Below are 16837 nucleotides of genomic sequence, written 5' to 3'. Positions count from 1 at the left end.
GCGTCGTGTAGGAAAGCATGTGCCCCTTGAGCGGATGCACGCGCTGCGCGAACTGCGTGATCAGCGGCAGCCCGCGTCCGCGCAGCGTGGAGCCGAACCAGCCGCACAGCGCGCCGTTGATGCCCACGTGCTGCAGCACATAAAGGCGGTTCGGGTCGCCCGCCTCACCCAGGAAGACGAGCGCGAAGCCGCCGATGCCCAGCGCCAGCGCCGCGGCAAAGCCCCAGCGACCGAACCAGCTGGCCGCGAAACCCATGGCCGCGAGCCAGAGCGGGCCGAGCAACACCACCACCGCCCACGGCTCGGTGGCGTGGAACAGGGTCATCCAATGAGAGAGGCCGGCATAGGCCACTCCCACCAGCAGCAGGAGCGCCAGTCGCCATCGTGACATGGGTCAGGAAGCGCTGCGATGCTGGGCGACGTGGGTCGCGAGCGTGCGCAGCGACTGGAAGATTTGCTGGTTGCGCTCGTCGTCCGAGCGCAGCTGGAAGCCGTAGCGCCGCGAGACTTCGAGCGCGACTTCGAGGATGTCGATGGAGTCGAGACCCAGGCCTTCGCCGTATAGCGGATCGGTGGGGACGATGTCCTCGGGTGCAACCTCGAGATTGAGTGCGTTCACTAGCAGTACGGCGAGTTCTTTTTCAATCGGCGACTGTTCGGACGCATCGCCAGTGGCGGGAATGGGGGGCTGAGCAGTCGATGACAAAAAAACCTCCTGAAAACTTTTTCCTGAACCTTCGTGCGGCCGTGGATTATAGGAGTGCTGCTTGATTAGACTGCCCGCTTCGATACGACCCGGAGCCCTCCATGGCAGACCCCCTTCTGATCGCCCGCCACGACAGCACCGAGTGCGCGCTCCTCCCCAGCCTCGCCAACCGCCATGGCCTGATCACCGGCGCGACCGGCACCGGCAAGACCGTCACCCTGCAGACCATCGCCGAGAAGCTCTCCAGCATCGGCGTGCCGGTGTTCATGGCCGACGTCAAGGGCGACCTGACCGGCATCAGCCAGAAAGGTGCCGTCGGCGCCAAGCTGGCAGCCACGCTGAAGGAGCGCGGCATCGAGGTGCCCGAGCCCTCCGCCTGCCCCGTCACGCTGTGGGACGTGTTCGGCGAACAGGGCCACCCGGTGCGGGCCACCGTCTCCGACATGGGTCCGCTGCTCCTGGGCCGCATGCTCGACGTGAACGAAACCCAGGCCGGCGTGCTGAACCTGGTGTTCAAGATCGCCGACGACAACGGCATGCTGCTGCTCGACCTGAAGGACCTGCGCGCCATGCTGCAGTACGTGGGCGAGAACGCGAGCCAGTTCACCACCCAGTACGGCAACATCAGCGCGGCCAGCGTGGGCGCCATCCAGCGCGGCCTGCTGCAGATCGAGACCCAGGGCGGCGACAAGTTCTTCGGCGAGCCGATGCTCAACATCGCCGACTTCATGCAGACCGTGGGCGGCAAGGGTGTGGTCAACGTGCTGGCCGCCGACAAGCTGATGAATTCGCCGCGCCTGTACGCGACCTTTCTCCTGTGGATGCTGTCGGAGCTGTTCGAGCAACTGCCCGAAATCGGTGACCCCGACCAGCCGAAGCTGGCCTTCTTCTTCGACGAGGCCCACCTGCTCTTCAACGAGGCGCCCAAGGCGCTGGTGGAGCGCATCGAGCTCGTGGTGCGGCTCGTGCGCTCCAAGGGCGTGGGCGTGTATTTCGTCACCCAGAACCCGCTGGACATTCCCGATACGGTGCTGGCCCAGCTGGGCAACCGCGTGCAGCACGCGCTGCGCGCCTTCACCCCGCGCGACCAGAAGGCCGTGAAGGCGGCTGCCAGCACCATGCGCCAGAAGCCGGGCCTCGATATCGAGACCGCCATCACCGAACTTGCGGTCGGCGAGGCGCTCGTGAGCTTCCTCGATGAGAAGGGCCGTCCGAGCGTGACCGAGCGCGTGTTCGTGTTGCCGCCGGGCAGCCAGCTCGGCCCGATCACGCCCGACCAGCGAAAGGCGCTGATCGCGAACTCGCTCGTCGCCGGCGTGTACGAGAAAACGGTGGACCGCGAATCGGCCTACGAAAAGCTCAAGGGCCGCGCCGAGTCCGCGCCCGATGCGCCAGCGGGCAAGACGCCCGTCGGCAAGGCCGGCGCCGAGGAAGCCGGCTCCGGCATGGGCGGCATGCTCAACGACATGATCTTCGGCAGCACGGGACCCCGCGGCGGCAAGCGCGACGGCCTGGTGCAGACCATGGCCAAGTCGGCGGTGCGCACCATGGGCACCTCGGTGGGCAAGGAAATCCTGCGCGGCGTGCTCGGCGGGATCTTCGGCAGCAAGAAGCGCTGAGGAAGCGCTGAGCGGCCGGCGCCGCCCGCCCTACCAGCGCAACAGGCGCGGGCCCAGTACGGCGCCCACCAGCACCGGCACCGCGATCCCGCTCACGTACCAGACCGCCAGGAACGGCGCGGTGAGTTCCATGCAGTGCAGCGCGTAGACCGCCGCGCCGACGCCGCCCGCCAGCGCTCCCGCCGCGGCGCCCGCCAGCGCGGGCCGCGTGGGCGCGAGCCCCTTGAGCGCCACCAGCGTGGCTGCAAAAACCGGCAGCGCCATCAGCCCGATGCTCGCCGCGCAGATGCGCCACGAATGTCCCATGAGCGAGGGCATCTGGTCTTCGGCAGGCATGGTGAACCAGGCAACCACGGCCAGCACCCAGATGCCGAGCACCGGCAGCGCCGCGCCGAACCAGGCGTGCCGCACGCGAACGCCCGGCCGCGCGAGCCGCTGCACCATCACAAAGCCGGCGGCCGCTATGCACAGCGGAAACAGCACCTTGACCCAGAACATCGGCCAGAACATGGCCTGCACCAGGTCGCGCCGCAGCCCGTACTCGGCGAAGAGGATGACGAACGACAGCGGCACGCCCAACAGCAGCGCCATGCCCAGGCGCCGGCTCGTCGCGCGTCGGGGCGCAGCGACGGGGCCGTTCGCGAGCATCGCGACCAGTTCGTCGGTCTTCATGCGGCGGCACTCCAGTGGTGGCCGAACCGGGCGGCCAGGGCTTTGAGCCCGCGGTGGATGCCGACCTTCACCGCCGACTCCGACATGCCCGTCAGGCTCGCGGTCTCGGCAACCGAGAGTCCCTCGATCTTCACGTGCACGATCGGCAGGCGCTGGCGTTCGGGCAGCGTCTGGAGCAGGCCGCCCAGGTCGCGCCTGGCATCGCTTGCTTCGGTGGCCGACTCGGCGAACACCGCCAGGTCGTCGTCCAGCGGGTCATGCAAATCTTCGCGGACCGACTTGGCGCGCAGCAGGTCGATCATCTTGTAGCGCGCGATGGCATGCACCCAGGCCGTCAGCGGCTGGTCGCTCTGGTAGGTGTGGCGCTGGTTGTGCATGGCGAGCAGGCATTCCTGGACGAGATCTTCCACTTCATCGGGCCAGCCAAAGAGACGTTTGCCCAGAAAGGCGCGCAGGTGCGCGCTGAGTTTCTGCAGGAATTCGCGGTAGGCCTTTGCGTCGCCGGCCAAGCCCCGAAGGAACAGGCTCCGCAGCGCCGCTTCGGCGTCGCTCGTCTGCTTCCTGCTACCTTCAGTGGTTCGTGCCATCGGGCTGGCTGGTTACAGCCTGGTCGAAAAATAGTGCGTTGGATTGTGCCGTGACACGGAAAGTGCCAGCGCCCGCAAGCCCTTGGCCCGCACCTTGGGCTAAGCTGCGCCGATGTTGAGCGGACTCGTCTCTCACCCCTGGGCCTATCCGGCGCTGGAGGTGGCACACATCGTCGGCATTGCACTGCTGTTCGGCGGGCTCTTCGTGTTCGAGCTGCGCGCCTTGGGCGTGGGGCGCGAACTGCCGGCGCCGCTCTTGGCGCGCCTGACGCTGCGCCCCGCCCTCGCCGGCTTCGGCCTGTGCGCGGTCACCGGACTCACGATGTTCTCGGGCCAGCCCGACGAGCTGCTGGCCAACACCGCCTTTCGCGTCAAGATGCTCCTCGTTGCGCTGGCCGGCGCCAACGCGGCGCTCTTTCACTTTCGCAGCGGCGTTGCGGCCCTGGACCGGTTCGCCAGGGTGCAATGCCTTCTCTCCTTGGGGTTTTGGCTCGCTGTCATCATCTGCGGGCGCTGGATCGCTTACCTCTGAACTTTCTGACACCGAAGGAGACCGAGATGATGCAAAGACGCCTTTTCGTTGCCGCCTCGACGAGCCTCGCATTGCCCGCCTGGGCGCACCATGGATGGAGCAGCTTTGACCAGGAGCGCCCGCTCTACCTGGAGGGACGCGCGACGAAGGTCATGTGGCGCAACCCGCATGGCGAACTGGAACTCGAGCTGCCCGAGAACCCGACGCTCCCCGCCGACCTGAAGCAACGTGCATTGCCGAAGCAGTCGACCGCCGTCGACGGCCCCGCGCTCCTGGCCAAGGCGCAATTGCCGACGCGGCGCGACCGCAAATGGCAGGTCGAGCTCGCGCCCCTCACGCGGCTGCAGGCCTGGGGCGTCGACGAGATCAAGCCCGGCACCCAGGTGGGCGTGCTCGGCTTCACCTTCACCGGCGAGAAAGGCGAGGCGGTGCTGCGCGCCGAGTACCTGTTCGTCGGCGGCAAGACCTACGGCCTGCGCTCCTCGCCGGCCTGAGCATCGCGTGCCGTTCGACGAGTCCGTGGCATGGTCCGCCCCGGCTTGCCAGCCGCACGCGTGATCGGTACATTGCATTTTTTGAGGGCCTGCAATGTCTGTAGATAGCACCGAGATCCCTTCCGCACTCCCGGCTGGCGCCACACCTTCTTCTCCTGCCTCACCTCTCCAGCCTTTTCCTGCGCTGCACCCCTCCTCCTCGACCGGCCACATCCGCCTGACCTCGCATGCCGGCGGCTTCGGCGCACTGCCCATCCAGTGGGGCGCGGCCACGGCCACCGAGCGCGGCCCCGTGGTCGGCACCACCACCAAGCGCGCGCACCGCAACGTCATCGGCACGCACAGCGGCTCGTACAGCGTGTACCGCGCGCTCGCGGTCGCATCGGGCGCCTTGAAGCGCGAGCACAAGGCCGACCTCACCAACACCTCGCCCACCGACGTGATCGGCCCCTATCCGCAGTGGGGCGAACCTGGCCGCATCGTCTCGCTCGACCCCTGGGGGGCGCTGGTGGCCGATGCGTTCTCGACCGAACTGGCCGCGGGCTACGACATCCGCCCGACCATCGCGATCACCAAGGCCCACGTGATCCTGCCCGAGGTGATCGAGGCGCTGCAGAGCGGGCGCCTGAAGGCCGACGGCCACTTCCTCACATCGGGCGGCGCCGCGATGGTGACCAAGGCGGCCATCGAACCCGTGTGGTACCTCCCCGAGGTGGCGCGCCGATTCGGCTGCTCCGAGACCGACCTTCGCCGCACGCTCTTCGAGGAGACCGGCGGCATGTACCCCGAACTCGTCACGCGCTCCGACCTGGAGGTGTTCCTGCCGCCCATCGGCGGGCAGACGCTCTACATCTTCGGCAACCCGCGCGACCTGGCCAACCCCGATGTGGAACTCACCGCGCGCATCCACGACGAGTGCAACGGCTCGGACGTGTTCGGCTCGGACATCTGCACCTGCCGCCCCTACCTCACGCACGCGATCGAAGAGTGCATCCAGGGCGCACAGCGCGGCGGCGTGGGGCTCATCGCCTACTCGCGCAAGGAAGGCCGGGCGCTCGGCGAAGTGACCAAGTTCCTGGTCTACAACGCCCGCAAGCGCCAGGTCGGCGGCGACACGGCCGACCAGTACTTCGCGCGCACCGAGTGCGTGGCCGGCGTGCAGGACATGCGCTTCCAGGAGCTGATGCCCGACGTCTTCCACTGGCTGGGCATCCGGAAGATCCATCGGCTCGTGTCGATGAGCAACATGAAGTTCGACGCGATCACCGGCTCGGGCATCGAGATCGGCGAGCGCGTGAACATTCCCGATGAACTGATCCCGGCGGACGCCCGCGTCGAGATGGACGCCAAGATGGCCGCCGGCTACTTCACGCCCGGCCCGGTGCCGGACGCCGAAGAACTGAAAAAGGCCAAGGGCCGCGGACTCAGCGAATGACGACAAGCCACAACACCGACCCCAACATGCCCGTCGACGGTTCCGGCAGCCTCGCGCCCGGCGGCGCCGGCAAGGTCGACCCCTCGATCGAATTCACCGTGGACACCGGTCACCCGGCCGGTGCGGCCTCGCTGCTGCGCACCACCGCCGCCATCCGCCAGCGCGCGGGCGCCCTGCTGGCGCGCGCGCGCCGCGGCGAATCGCAGTGGTTCCGCATCGGCAACGACGACGCGCTCGAAGACGCGGCACGCACCGTGGCCGAGGTCACGCGCGAGCGCTATCCGTGGGACACCATCCCGTACCACAGCCGTTGGCGCCACTTCGAGGCCGGCGGCACCGACCGGCTGAAGCAGCTCGACCAGCTGCTCGGCAAGGAGATCGATGCCCGCCAGCGCGCTCGCGCGCACATCGACCTCGTGCTGGTGAGCGTGCTGCTCGATGCCGGCGCCGGCCCCGACTGGCACTACACCGAGTCGGCCACCGGCGAGCGCTACACGCGCTCCGAGGGCCTGGGCGTCGCGAGCTTCCATGCCTTCACGAGCGGGCTCTTCTCGTCCGACCCCGCCCGTCCGCTGCAGGCCGATGCGGCCGGGCTCAAGGGTCTGGTGACCGACCGCCTGGGCGACGCCTTCCAGGTGAGCGAGGTCAATCCGCTGGTGGGCCTTTCGGGCCGCGCCACGCTGCTGCGCCGGCTCGGCGAGGCGATGAGCGAGCAGCCCGAGACCTTCGGCGACGACGGTCGGCCCGGCCGACTGTTCGACGCGCTGGTCGGCCCCTACGGCCCGGCCGCGCCGCCCACGGCCGAGATCACCGCGCACCAGATCCTCTCGCTGCTGCTGGAGATGCTCTCGCGCATCTGGCCTTCGGCCAACGCGGTCGACAGCATCGCCATCGACGGCAGCGACAGCGCCGGCGGCATCGGCTCGGGCGATCCCGCGCTCGCGCTGGGCGACTGCTGGCGCCACAGCGCGGTGCGCGGCCCCGGGCTCACCAACGGCTGGATGCCCTTTCACAAGCTCTCGCAGTGGCTCACCTATTCGCTGCTCGAGCCCTTCGAGTGGGCGGGCGTGAAGGTGCGGCACCTCGATGCGCTCACCGCCCTGCCCGAGTACCGCAACGGCGGCCTGCTGATCGACAGCGGCGTGATCGTGCCGAAGGACCCAGCCTTCCTCACCCGCCGCTGGAAGGCCAGCGACGAATTCATCGTCGAATGGCGCGCGCTCACCGTGGCGCTGCTCGACGAGGTGGCGCCGCGCGTGCGCAAGGTGCTCGACCGCACCGAGGAAGAGCTGCCGCTGGCTTGCGTGCTCGAAGGCGGCACCTGGGCCGCGGGCCGGGCGCTGGCACAACGCTTGCGAGACGGAGCACCACCGCTGCTGATCGAGAGCGACGGCACCGTCTTTTAGACTCCCGGGTTCACATTCAGCAACGCCAGAAAAAATTCCAATGAGCAACGTCCACCTCGTCGACCACCCCCTCGTCCAGCACAAGCTCACGCTGATGCGCCGCAAGGACGCCTCCACCAACAGCTTTCGTCGGCTCCTCAATGAGATCAGCATGCTCATGGCCTACGAGGTCACGCGCGACATGCCGATGCAGGACATCGAGGTCGAAACCCCGCTGGAGACCATGCAGGCCAAGGTCATCGACGGCAAGAAGCTGGTGCTGGTGTCCATCCTGCGTGCCGGCACCGGCATCCTGGACGGCATGCTGACCGTGGTGCCCGGCGCGCGCGTCGGCCACATCGGCCTCTACCGCGACCCCAAGACGCTCACGGCCGTCGAGTACTACTTCAAGATGCCCGGCGAAATGGAGAACCGCGACGTGATCGTGGTCGACCCGATGCTGGCCACCGGCAACTCCGCCGTGGCCGCGGTCGAGCGCCTGAAGGAGCTGAACCCGAAGTCGATCAAGTTCGTGTGCCTGCTGACCTGCCCCGAAGGCGTGGCGACGATGCAGATGGCGCACCCGGATGTGCCGATCTACACCGCGGCGATCGACCGCGAACTCAACAGCCACGGCTACATCCTGCCGGGCCTGGGCGACGCGGGCGACCGCATCTTCGGCACGAAGTAAGGCTCGCCCCCAGGCTGCGCGGCACTTCGTGTCCGCTTCGCCTTCCCCCTACCGGGGGCAACACCAGAGGCCCGGCGGAGCCGGTTCCTCGGTGTTTCCCGAAGGGAGCGGCGATCGGGCATGGCGCTTGCAGCGCTTGAATTTTTTACGACCCAGGAGAAGACCGTGACAGCACGCCGTCAATTGATCATTCGTTCCGTCGCCATTGCCGCAGCGCTCGCTGCAGGCGCGCCGGGCATCGCGCTCGCGCAGGCCAAGCTCAAGGTGGCGGCGGTGTACACCGTGCCGTTCGAGCAGCAATGGGTGGGGCGCATCCACAAGGCGCTCAAGGCGGCCGAGGCGCGCGGGGAGATCGAATACAAGGCCACCGAGAACGTCAGCAACGCCGACTACGAGCGCGTGATGCGCGAATACGCCACGGGCGGCAATCAGCTGATCCTGGGCGAGGTGTTCGGCGTGGAAGCCGCGGCGCGCAAGGTCGCGAAGGACTTTCCGAAGGTCGCCTTCCTGATGGGCTCTTCGCTCAAGCCGCAGGCGCCCAACTTCAGCGTGTTCGACAACTACATCCAGGAGCCGGCGTACCTGAGCGGCATGGTGGCCGGCGGCATGACCAAGAGCAACCGCATCGGCATGGTCGGGGGCTTCCCGATTCCCGAGGTCAACCGCCTGATGAACGCTTTCATGGCGGGCGCCAAGGAAACGAACCCGAAGGTGGAGTTCAGCGTGAGCTTCATCAACAGCTGGTTCGACCCGCCCAAGGCCAAGGAAGCGGCCTTCGCGATGATCGACAAGGGGGCCGACGTGATGTATGCCGAGCGCTTCGGCGTCTCGGATGCCGCCAAGGAAAAGGGCAAGCTCGCGATCGGCAACGTGATCGACACGCAGGGCCAGTACCCCGACACGGTGGTCGCCTCGGCCCTGTGGAACTTCGAACCCTCGGCCGACCGCGCGATCAAGCTCGTGAAGGAAGGCAAGTTCGCCGCAGAAGACTACGGCGTCTATTCGCAGATGAAGCACAAGGGCTCGGAGCTCGCGCCGCTCGGCACGTTCGAGAAGAAGGTGCCCGCCGACATCGTCGCCAAGGTGAAGGCCAAGCAGGCCGACATTCTCTCGGGCAAGTTCACCGTGAAGGTGGACGACGGCCAACCCAAGTCCACCGCAAAGTGAACAAGCCGATGACGATGCGCTGGCGCACTCTTGTCGCAGCCGGTGTGCTGGCCCTCGGGCTCACGGGCTGCGTCGGTGTCTACAAGGGCGCCGGCGCCAGCATCGACAGCAGCACGCGGCTGGACGACACGCCGCGCATCGCGGTGATCTCCGCGTTCGAGCCCGAGCTCAAGCTGCTGCTCGCGCGCCTGCAGGGCCCCGCGAAACACAGCGCGAACGGCGTCGAGTTCACCACCGGCACGCTCGAAGGCAAGCCGGTCGTGCTGTTCCTCTCGGGCATCAGCATGACGAACGCGACGATGAACACGCAGCTCGTGCTCGATCGTTTTCGCGTGACGGGCATCGTGTTCAGCGGCATCGCGGGCGGCGTGAACCCGTCGCTGCACGTGGGCGACGTGACGGTGCCCGCGCAATGGGGCCAATACCTCGAAGTGCTGATGGCGCGCGAAACCGCGCCCGGCAAGTACACCGCGCCGCCCTTCATCAAGGACGCCACCTTCCCCAACTTCGGCATGGTGCATCCGCGCCCGGTCGAGGTCCGTTCGGCGGCGAAGCCCGGCATCGAGCGCAAGTTCTGGTTCGAAGTCGATCCGAAGATGCTCGAGGTGGCCCGCAGCATCCGCACGGTCGACCTGGCCAACTGCAGCGCCGGCAAGTGCCTCACGCGCAAGCCCCAGCTCGTGATCGGCGGCAACGGCGTCTCGGGCCAGGCCTTCATGGACAACATGGCCTTCCGCCAGTACACGTTCAAGACTTTCCAGGCCAACGTCCTCGACATGGAAACCGCGGCGGTGGGCATGGTGGCCTACAGCAACGGCGTGCCCTACATCGCCTTCCGCTCGCTCAGCGACCTCGCGGGCGGTGGCGGCGGCGAGAACGAGATGGGCACCTTCATGGGCATCGCGGCCGACAACTCGGCCAAGGTGATGCTGGCGTTCCTGGCTGCATGGAAGTGATCCGGCCTTTGCTCCCTCCCCTTCCGGGGGAGGGCTGGGGTGGGGGCACGCGGCCTTCGATCGATCACCGTGGGGTTGCGGGCGCCGCTTGCCCCCATCCCAGCCTTCCCCCATTAGGGGAAGGAGCAAGACCTTCATGACTCCTACGACCGTGCTTCGCCTTCAAGGCATCACCAAGCGCTTCGGCACTCTCGTCGCCAACGACGCGATCTCCCTCGACCTGCAGGCCGGCGAAGTGCTCGCGCTGCTCGGCGAGAACGGCGCGGGCAAGTCCACGCTGATGTCGATCCTGTTCGGCCACTACGTCGCCGACGAAGGCGGCATCGAGGTGTTCGGCGCGCCGCTGCCGCCCGGCAACCCCAAGGCGGCGCTGGCCGCGGGCGTGGGCATGGTGCACCAGCACTTCACGCTGGCCGACAACCTCACCGTGCTCGACAACGTGATGATGGGCACCGAGCCGCTGTGGCGCCCGGTGTCGCGCCGTGCCGCGGCGCGCGCCAGGCTGCTCGAAGTGGCGCAGCGCTTCGGCCTGCCGGTACAGCCGGACGCGAAGATCGGCAGCCTCTCGGTCGGCGAACGCCAGCGCGTGGAAATCCTCAAGGCGCTGTACCGCGGCGCGCGCATCCTGATCCTGGACGAGCCGACGGCCGTGCTCACGCCGCAGGAGAGCGAGGCGCTGTTCGCCACGCTCGCGCAGATGGTGGCGCAGGGCCTGTCGGTGATCTTCATCAGCCACAAGCTGGGCGAGGTGCTGCGTGTGTCGCACCGCATCGCCGTGCTGCGCGGCGGCAAGCTCGTGGCAGAAGCACGCACGGCCGACACCACGCAGGCGCAGCTCGCGCTCTGGATGGTCGGCCATGCGGTCGACGCACCGCAGCGGCGGCCCGCCAAATCGGTCGGCGACGCGGTCTGCGTGCTCGACCATGTGAGCACAGCGTCCGCCAACGACGGCGGGCAGGACCGGCTGCGCGACGTGTCGCTCACGCTGCGCGCGGGCGAAATCACCGCCATCGCGGGCGTCTCGGGCAACGGCCAGGTCGCGCTGGCCGAACTGCTCTGCGGCACGCGCCGCGCCGTCTCCGGCACCGCCCAGTTGATGGGCCGCGCACTGCCGCCCTCGCCTGCCCGCCTGGTGCAGCGCGGCGTGGCGCGCATTCCCGAAGACCGGCATGCGGTCGGCGTGGTGGGCGACCTGCCGGTGTGGGAGAACGCAGTGTCCGAGCGGCTGCGCAGCCCGGTGTTCTCGCGCTGGTCCGTGTTCGTGCGGCGTGCGGCCGCCCGGCTGCATGCCCGGCGCATCGAAAAAGCATTCGACGTGCGCGGCGCAGGGCTCATGGCCCCGGCGCGCTCGCTCTCCGGCGGGAACATGCAGAAACTGATCCTGGGGCGCGCGCTGCTCGCCCCCGAGCACGCGGAAGACGCGGACAACAAGAAGTACCCCACGCGCGCGCCGCGCCTGATCGTCGCGCACCAGCCGACCTGGGGCCTGGACATCGGTGCCGTCGCCTACGTGCAGCAGCAGCTCATCGCCGCGCGCGATGCCGGCGCTGCGGTGCTGGTGATTTCCGACGACCTGGACGAAGTGCTCACGCTCGGCGACCGCGTGGCCGTGATGCACGGGGGGCACCTCGGCGAAGCGCGCCCGGCTGCGGCCTGGACGCGCGAAGCCATCGGCCTCGCGATGGCTGGCGCCACGAAAGGCGCCCCATGATGCGGCTCGAACGACGCCACGAAACCTCGCGCGCCGCGCTGGTGCTGGCGCCCATCGGCGCCGTGCTCTTCACGATGGTCGTGAGCGCGCTGCTCGTGCTGTGGGCCGGCGCGCCGGTCGGGCGCACCTACGCGCTGCTGCTCCAGGGCGGCTTCGGCTCGGTGTTCGCGTGGAGCGAGACGCTCACGCGCGCGATCCCGCTGATCCTCACCGGCCTCGCCGCAACGGTCGCCTTCAAGGCGCGGCTCTTCAACATCGGCGCGGAGGGGCAACTGTTTGCAGGAGCCCTTGCCGCCGTGGCCGTGGGCGGCATGCACGGCGGCACGGGCTTCGAACTCTCGCCCTGGGCGCTGTTCCCGCTGATGATGCTGGCCGCCGCCGTGGCGGGCGCCCTGCTGCTGCTGGGCCCGGCGCTCATGAAGAACAAGCTCGGCGTGGACGAGGTGGTGACGACGCTGCTCATCAACTTCATCGTGCTGCTCGGCGTCTCCGCGCTGCTCGACGGGCCGATGAAGGACCCGACCGCCATGGGCTGGCCGCAGAGCGTGTCGCTGCAGTCCGACCTCGAACTGGGCAAGCTCATCGCCCAGACGCGGGTGCACACCGGGCTGCTGTGGGCGGTGTCGCTGGCGGTGATCGTGTGGGCGATCTTCAAGTACACGGTGCTGGGCTTCGACATCCGCGCGGTCGGCGCCAATGCGCGCGCCGCCGCGTTCGCCGGCGTGCCGGTCACGCGCACCGTGGTGATGGTCGCGCTGCTCTCGGGCGCGCTGGCCGGGCTGGCCGGCGCCATCGAGGTGGCGGGCCGCACGAGCTACGTCACGCTCGACATGTCGCCGGGCTACGGCTACACCGGCATCGTGATCGCGATGCTCGCCGGGCTGCATCCGCTGGGTGTGATCGCCGCGGGCGTGTTCGTGGCCGGCGTGCTGGTCGGCGCCGACACCATGAGCCGTGCGGTGGGCGTGCCGACCTACATCGCCGACGTGATCGTCGCGGCCTCGCTGATCGCGGTGCTGGTGGCGACGCTGCTGACGCAATACCGCGTGCGGATGACGAAATGACGGCCTCCGCATCTTCGGTCTTGCTCCTTCCCCTTCCGGGGGAAGGCCGGGATGGGAGCATTGGCCTCCAGTGCGAGCGCCGCGTGCCCCCACCCCAACCCTCCCCCGGAAGGGGAGGAAGAAATTTCCAATGACGGATCTGCTGGACATTCTTTCCAACCCCGCCTTCTGGGTCGCGGTGCTGCGCATCGCCACGCCGCTCATCCTCGGCACGCTCGGCGTGCTGCTGTGCGAGCGCGCGGGCGTGCTCAACCTGGGCATCGAAGGGATCATGGTCGCGGGCGCCTTCACCGGATGGCTCGCGGTGTACGCCGGTGCGCCGCTCTGGGTCGGCGTCGGCGTGGCGGCGCTCACGGGCATGGTGTTCGGGCTGCTGCATGCCTTTCTCACCGTCGGGCTTGCGCTGTCGCAGCACGTCTCGGGGCTGGGCATCACGCTGCTGGCGACGGCGCTCAGCTATTTCGGCTACCGCGTGAGTTTTCCGAAGGTGAACACCCCGCCGACCATCACGCCGTTCGCGCCGATGGAGTGGCTGCCCGTCCCCATCCTCAACGCGCAGACCGCGCTCACGCTGTTCGCGCTGCTGCTCGTGCCGGCAGTCGGCTGGGTGCTGTACCGCACACCGCTCGGCCTGGCGCTGCGCATGGCCGGCGAGAACCCGCAGGCGGCCGAGAGCCAGGGCGTGTCGGTCGCGGCCACGCGCACCGGCGCCATCGTCGCGGGCTCGGCGCTGATGGGCATGGCGGGATCGTTCCTCACGCTCTCGGCCTTCAACGCCTTCTTCTTCAACATGGTCAACGGCCGCGGCTGGATCTGCGTGGCGCTGGTAGTGTTCGCCTCGTGGCGGCCCGGCAAGGCCCTGCTGGGGGCGCTGCTGTTCGCGTTCTTCGATGCGCTGCAGCTGCGGCTGCAACAATCGGGCGACGCCGTGCTGCCCTACCAGCTCTACCTGATGCTCCCCTACCTGCTGTCGATCCTCGCGCTCGTGCTGGTGGCGCGCAAGGCCAGCTATCCACAGGCGCTGATGAAGCCGTACCGCAAAGGGGAACGTTGAGATGATGAAGACGACTGCTGCAACCCTGCTCGCCGCCCTGCTCTCGCTCGGCGCGACCGGCGCCCATGCGCTGGGCAGCGACTACAGCTACGACACCTTCAAGACACCCGATGCGGTCACCTGGGTGCAGCTTTGCGGCACCTGGGGCAAGGATCACCAGGGCACCTACCGCGTGGTCCATGCGGACCAGTACGCGCAATCGTTCCTCTACGTGCAGTGGATGGCGCGCGATGCCAACGGCGGCCTCCATGCCGAGCACACGGTCGCCATCGCCGAACTCGACAACGACCACGCCGAGATCGCGCTCACCGACATCACCTGCCGCGCCACGCCGCGCGGCATCGTGGTGACGGCGAAGGCGTCGTCCGGGCATGACGACAAGCTGCGGCGAGTGACGATAGAGGTCGGCCCTGCGGCGGGCCAGTACCGTTATCGGGCGCAGCGCACGCGCTGAAGGAAGCCCGGGCGGGCTCAGCGCTTGAACGACGTCGCCAGGCCGTCGATGAACGTGCCGTACTTGCCGCAAGGAACGCCCTTGCGCGCGATGTGCTCCTTCGCCTTCTTGTCGGCCATGCCCATGACCTCGAAAAGCAGGGCGTCCTGCTCTTTCTCGGACGCAAGGCCACGCCGCTTCCCCTCCGTCCGCACGGCGTCGATCGACGCCCGGAAGAGCGGTTCGTGCTGCCCCTGCCAGGCCTTGAGGACAGGGCGGGTCGGGACCTTCTGCCTTTCGCAGTGATCGGACGCGAGGGACGCGTACTCGAAGTAGAGGAGGTTTTCCGTCGCAGCGCCGAGGGTCAGCGCGAAGCACATCGGCGCGCTGGCAAGCAACGCGGTCAGAACAAGGGCGGCTTTCATCGGGACCTTTGAAGTGTGGCGCGGGGATTCTCACGGAATCTCGCATGCCAAGCGCCATCGAGAAGGAAAATAGCGCTCACCCGATCTCACCGACCCCACGATGCTCGACCTCCTCATCACCAACGCCACCCTCCCCGACGGCCGCACCGGCATGTCGATCGCCGTGCAGGACGGACGCATCGCCGAAGTCACCGAAGGCCTGGCCGCCCCCGCGCAAGAAACCATCGACGCGCAGGGCCTGCTCGTCGCGCCGCACTTCGTCGATCCGCACTTCCACATGGACGCCACGCTGAGCTACGGCCTGCCGCGCGTCAACGAGAGCGGCACGCTGCTCGAAGGCATCGCGCTGTGGGGCGAGCTCAAGCCGCTGCTCACGGCCGATGCGTTGATCGAACGCGCCCTGGCCTACTGCGACTGGGCCGTGGCCAAGGGGCTGCTCGCGATCCGCACGCACGTGGACACCAGCGACCCCAGCCTGCTCGCCGTCGATGCGCTGCTCGAGGTCAAGCGACAGGTGGCGCCCTACATCGACCTTCAACTGGTCGCCTTTCCGCAGGACGGCGTGCTGCGCTCCCAGGGTGGCGTGGAGAACCTCACCCGCGCGCTCGACAAGGGCGTGGACGTGGTCGGCGGCATTCCGCACTTCGAGCGCACCATGGCCGACGGCGCCGCCAGCGTGAAGCTGCTGTGCGAGATGGCGGCCGAGCGCGGCAAGCTGGTGGACATGCACTGCGACGAGTCCGACGATCCGCTCTCGCGCCACATCGAGACGCTGGCCTTCGAGGCGCAGCGCCTCGGCCTGCAGGGCCGCGTGACCGGCTCGCACTGCACCTCGATGCATTCGATGGACAACTACTACGTGAGCAAGCTGCTGCCCCTGGTCGCGCAGAGCGGCGTGGCGGTCATTGCGAATCCGCTCATCAACATCACGCTGCAGGGCCGCCACGACACCTACCCCAAGCGCCGCGGCATGACGCGCGTGCCCGAGCTCATGGCCGCCGGCGTGAACGTCGCCTTCGGCCACGACTGCGTGATGGACCCCTGGTACGGCATGGGCTCGGGCGACATGCTCGAAGTGGCGCACATGGGCCTGCACGTTGCACAGATGACGAGCCAGGCCGGCATCCGCCAGTGCTTCGAAGCGGTGACGACGAACGCCGCGCGCGTGATGCACCTGGAGGGCTACGGCATCGCCGCAGGCTGCGACGCGAGCTTCGTGTTGCTGCAGGCGCGCGATGCGGTCGAGGCGATCCGCCTGCGCGCGACGCGGCTCAAGGTGTTCCGCAAGGGCAAGCTGCTGGCGGAAACGCCCGCCGCTACGGCTGGGCTGCACCTGCCGGGCCGGGCGCAGGCGACCAGCTGGATGACTCCCAAGGCTTGAGCCCATGCAGGGCTTCGCATTCCGGCCGATGCGGGCCTCGGACCTGCCGCTGCTGTGCGAATGGCTCGGCCGCCCGCATGTGGCCGAGTGGTGGGGCGCCGCGCCTTCGCAGGCCGAAGTCGACGAAGACTACCCGCCGATGCTGTCTCCGAAATCGACCGACCGTGCGTACATCGCCCTGCTGGACGGTGCGCCGATCGGCTACATCCAGTCCTATGTCGTCATGGGTTCGGGCAACGGCTGGTGGAGCGATGAGCTCGATCCGGGTGCGCGCGGCATCGACCAGTTCCTCGCGCATGCCGACCAGTTGAACCGCGGGCTGGGCAGCGCGATGGTCCGCGCATTCGTGGACCTGTTGTTCGAAGACGCGGCCGTGACGAAGGTGCAGACAGATCCTTCACCGGCCAATCACCGCGCGATCCGCAGCTACCGGCGCGCCGGCTTTCACGCCCAGGGCGAAGTGACAACGCCGGACGGCCCGGCACTGTTGATGGTGCGAGCCCGATGAATCGTCGCTGGAGACAA

The 16837-nt window shown here is 68.3% G+C and carries 18 protein-coding genes and 1 pseudogene; 14 read left to right on the top strand and 5 right to left on the bottom strand.

Features of this window, described 5'->3' with window-relative positions; translation table 11 throughout:
• Positions 1 to 391, bottom strand: a pseudogene (locus tag RT97_RS08005) (hypothetical protein); the annotation flags it as partial.
• Between the two features lie 3 nt (positions 392 to 394).
• Positions 395 to 706: a phosphopantetheine-binding protein gene (locus RT97_RS08000; RefSeq protein WP_042578247.1), complete on the bottom strand. Its 312-nt coding sequence runs from the start codon at positions 704 to 706 to the stop codon at positions 395 to 397.
• 101 nt (positions 707 to 807) lie between these two features.
• Between RT97_RS08000 and RT97_RS07995 the strand changes: the two genes are divergently transcribed.
• Complete coding sequence (locus tag RT97_RS07995; protein WP_042578246.1) at positions 808 to 2325, top strand: helicase HerA-like C-terminal domain-containing protein; 1518 nt, start codon at positions 808 to 810, stop codon at positions 2323 to 2325.
• Between the two features lie 30 nt (positions 2326 to 2355).
• Here the strand turns inward: RT97_RS07995 and RT97_RS07990 are convergent, their stop codons facing one another.
• Together RT97_RS07990 and RT97_RS07985 are read right to left on the bottom strand one after the other, a co-directional pair.
• Entirely contained in the window at positions 2356 to 2997 is a 642-nt protein-coding gene (locus RT97_RS07990) for a DUF1109 domain-containing protein (protein WP_042578245.1), read from the bottom strand.
• Positions 2994 to 3584: a sigma-70 family RNA polymerase sigma factor gene (locus RT97_RS07985; RefSeq protein WP_042578244.1), complete on the bottom strand. Its 591-nt coding sequence runs from the start codon at positions 3582 to 3584 to the stop codon at positions 2994 to 2996. The genes RT97_RS07990 and RT97_RS07985 overlap by 4 nt, the downstream gene beginning before the upstream one ends.
• A 112-nt stretch (positions 3585 to 3696) precedes the next feature.
• On the opposite strand from RT97_RS07985, the gene RT97_RS07980 reads away from it, so the two are divergent.
• From RT97_RS07980 to RT97_RS07930, 11 genes are all read left to right on the top strand, one after another.
• The gene (locus tag RT97_RS07980; RefSeq protein WP_042578243.1) at positions 3697 to 4116 is read left to right on the top strand and encodes a hypothetical protein; all 420 of its coding nucleotides are present in this window, start codon (positions 3697 to 3699) and stop codon (positions 4114 to 4116) included.
• Positions 4117 to 4142: 26 nt separating this feature from the next.
• Positions 4143 to 4610: a DUF6152 family protein gene (locus RT97_RS07975; protein ID WP_042578242.1), complete on the top strand. Its 468-nt coding sequence runs from the start codon at positions 4143 to 4145 to the stop codon at positions 4608 to 4610.
• Positions 4611 to 4704: 94 nt separating this feature from the next.
• A complete protein-coding gene (locus RT97_RS07970; protein ID WP_042578241.1) occupies positions 4705 to 6045 on the top strand; it encodes a GTP cyclohydrolase II in 1341 nt (446 codons plus the stop codon).
• A complete protein-coding gene (locus RT97_RS07965) occupies positions 6042 to 7451 on the top strand; it encodes a URC4/urg3 family protein (RefSeq protein ID WP_042578240.1) in 1410 nt (469 codons plus the stop codon). The genes RT97_RS07970 and RT97_RS07965 overlap by 4 nt, the downstream gene beginning before the upstream one ends.
• 40 nt (positions 7452 to 7491) lie before the next feature.
• Positions 7492 to 8121 carry a uracil phosphoribosyltransferase gene (gene upp, locus RT97_RS07960; RefSeq protein ID WP_042578239.1) on the top strand — a complete coding sequence of 210 codons (630 nt, stop codon included), beginning with the start codon at positions 7492 to 7494 and terminating at the stop codon, positions 8119 to 8121.
• A gap of 165 nt (positions 8122 to 8286) precedes the next feature.
• The gene (locus tag RT97_RS07955) at positions 8287 to 9288 is read left to right on the top strand and encodes a BMP family protein (protein WP_042578260.1); all 1002 of its coding nucleotides are present in this window, start codon (positions 8287 to 8289) and stop codon (positions 9286 to 9288) included.
• A gap of 8 nt (positions 9289 to 9296) precedes the next feature.
• Complete coding sequence (locus RT97_RS07950; protein WP_042578259.1) at positions 9297 to 10244, top strand: 5'-methylthioadenosine/S-adenosylhomocysteine nucleosidase; 948 nt, start codon at positions 9297 to 9299, stop codon at positions 10242 to 10244.
• Between the two features lie 136 nt (positions 10245 to 10380).
• Positions 10381 to 11955, top strand: coding sequence for an ABC transporter ATP-binding protein (locus RT97_RS07945; protein WP_042578238.1), 1575 nt, complete (start codon positions 10381 to 10383; stop codon positions 11953 to 11955).
• Positions 11955 to 13019 carry an ABC transporter permease gene (locus RT97_RS07940; RefSeq protein ID WP_172672172.1) on the top strand — a complete coding sequence of 355 codons (1065 nt, stop codon included), beginning with the start codon at positions 11955 to 11957 and terminating at the stop codon, positions 13017 to 13019. The genes RT97_RS07945 and RT97_RS07940 overlap by 1 nt, the downstream gene beginning before the upstream one ends.
• A gap of 130 nt (positions 13020 to 13149) precedes the next feature.
• Entirely contained in the window at positions 13150 to 14073 is a 924-nt protein-coding gene (locus RT97_RS07935; RefSeq protein WP_042578236.1) for an ABC transporter permease, read from the top strand.
• Position 14074: 1 nt separating this feature from the next.
• Entirely contained in the window at positions 14075 to 14527 is a 453-nt protein-coding gene (locus RT97_RS07930) for a hypothetical protein (RefSeq protein ID WP_042578235.1), read from the top strand.
• Positions 14528 to 14544: 17 nt separating this feature from the next.
• Here RT97_RS07930 and RT97_RS07925 read toward each other — a convergent pair whose 3' ends face one another.
• Positions 14545 to 14931 carry a hypothetical protein gene (locus RT97_RS07925; protein ID WP_042578234.1) on the bottom strand — a complete coding sequence of 129 codons (387 nt, stop codon included), beginning with the start codon at positions 14929 to 14931 and terminating at the stop codon, positions 14545 to 14547.
• A 100-nt stretch (positions 14932 to 15031) separates the two neighbouring features.
• Between RT97_RS07925 and RT97_RS07920 the strand changes: the two genes are divergently transcribed.
• Positions 15032 to 16312: an amidohydrolase family protein gene (locus tag RT97_RS07920; protein ID WP_042578233.1), complete on the top strand. Its 1281-nt coding sequence runs from the start codon at positions 15032 to 15034 to the stop codon at positions 16310 to 16312.
• Positions 16313 to 16316: 4 nt separating this feature from the next.
• Complete coding sequence (locus RT97_RS07915) at positions 16317 to 16820, top strand: GNAT family N-acetyltransferase (protein ID WP_042578232.1); 504 nt, start codon at positions 16317 to 16319, stop codon at positions 16818 to 16820.
• The last annotated feature ends 17 nt before the right edge of the window (positions 16821 to 16837 follow it).

The sequence above is a fragment of the Variovorax paradoxus genome, from assembly GCF_000834655.1.
Classification (GTDB): Bacteria; Pseudomonadota; Gammaproteobacteria; order Burkholderiales; family Burkholderiaceae_C; genus Variovorax; species Variovorax paradoxus_F.
The sequence above is the reverse complement of the archived record's forward strand: the minus strand, read 5'-3'. Positions and strand labels throughout refer to the sequence as shown.

Bases quoted from the DNA above. Each gene is read 5' to 3' on its own strand.
- upp (WP_042578239.1), top strand. From the start codon at position 7,492: ATGAGCAACGTCCACCTCGTCGACCACCCCCTCGTCCAGCACAAGCTC.
- RT97_RS07970 (WP_042578241.1), top strand. From the start codon at position 4,705: ATGTCTGTAGATAGCACCGAGATCCCTTCCGCACTCCCGGCTGGCGCC.
- RT97_RS07980 (WP_042578243.1), top strand. From the start codon at position 3,697: ATGTTGAGCGGACTCGTCTCTCACCCCTGGGCCTATCCGGCGCTGGAG.
- RT97_RS07930 (WP_042578235.1), top strand. From the start codon at position 14,075: ATGATGAAGACGACTGCTGCAACCCTGCTCGCCGCCCTGCTCTCGCTC.
- RT97_RS07915 (WP_042578232.1), top strand. From the start codon at position 16,317: ATGCAGGGCTTCGCATTCCGGCCGATGCGGGCCTCGGACCTGCCGCTG.
- RT97_RS07995 (WP_042578246.1), top strand. From the start codon at position 808: ATGGCAGACCCCCTTCTGATCGCCCGCCACGACAGCACCGAGTGCGCG.
- RT97_RS07985 (WP_042578244.1), bottom strand. From the start codon at position 3,584: ATGGCACGAACCACTGAAGGTAGCAGGAAGCAGACGAGCGACGCCGAA.
- RT97_RS07990 (WP_042578245.1), bottom strand. From the start codon at position 2,997: ATGAAGACCGACGAACTGGTCGCGATGCTCGCGAACGGCCCCGTCGCT.
- RT97_RS07940 (WP_172672172.1), top strand. From the start codon at position 11,955: ATGCGGCTCGAACGACGCCACGAAACCTCGCGCGCCGCGCTGGTGCTG.
- RT97_RS07945 (WP_042578238.1), top strand. From the start codon at position 10,381: ATGACTCCTACGACCGTGCTTCGCCTTCAAGGCATCACCAAGCGCTTC.
- RT97_RS07965 (WP_042578240.1), top strand. From the start codon at position 6,042: ATGACGACAAGCCACAACACCGACCCCAACATGCCCGTCGACGGTTCC.
- RT97_RS07925 (WP_042578234.1), bottom strand. From the start codon at position 14,931: ATGAAAGCCGCCCTTGTTCTGACCGCGTTGCTTGCCAGCGCGCCGATG.
- RT97_RS07935 (WP_042578236.1), top strand. From the start codon at position 13,150: ATGACGGATCTGCTGGACATTCTTTCCAACCCCGCCTTCTGGGTCGCG.
- RT97_RS07975 (WP_042578242.1), top strand. From the start codon at position 4,143: ATGATGCAAAGACGCCTTTTCGTTGCCGCCTCGACGAGCCTCGCATTG.
- RT97_RS07920 (WP_042578233.1), top strand. From the start codon at position 15,032: ATGCTCGACCTCCTCATCACCAACGCCACCCTCCCCGACGGCCGCACC.
- RT97_RS07950 (WP_042578259.1), top strand. From the start codon at position 9,297: ATGACGATGCGCTGGCGCACTCTTGTCGCAGCCGGTGTGCTGGCCCTC.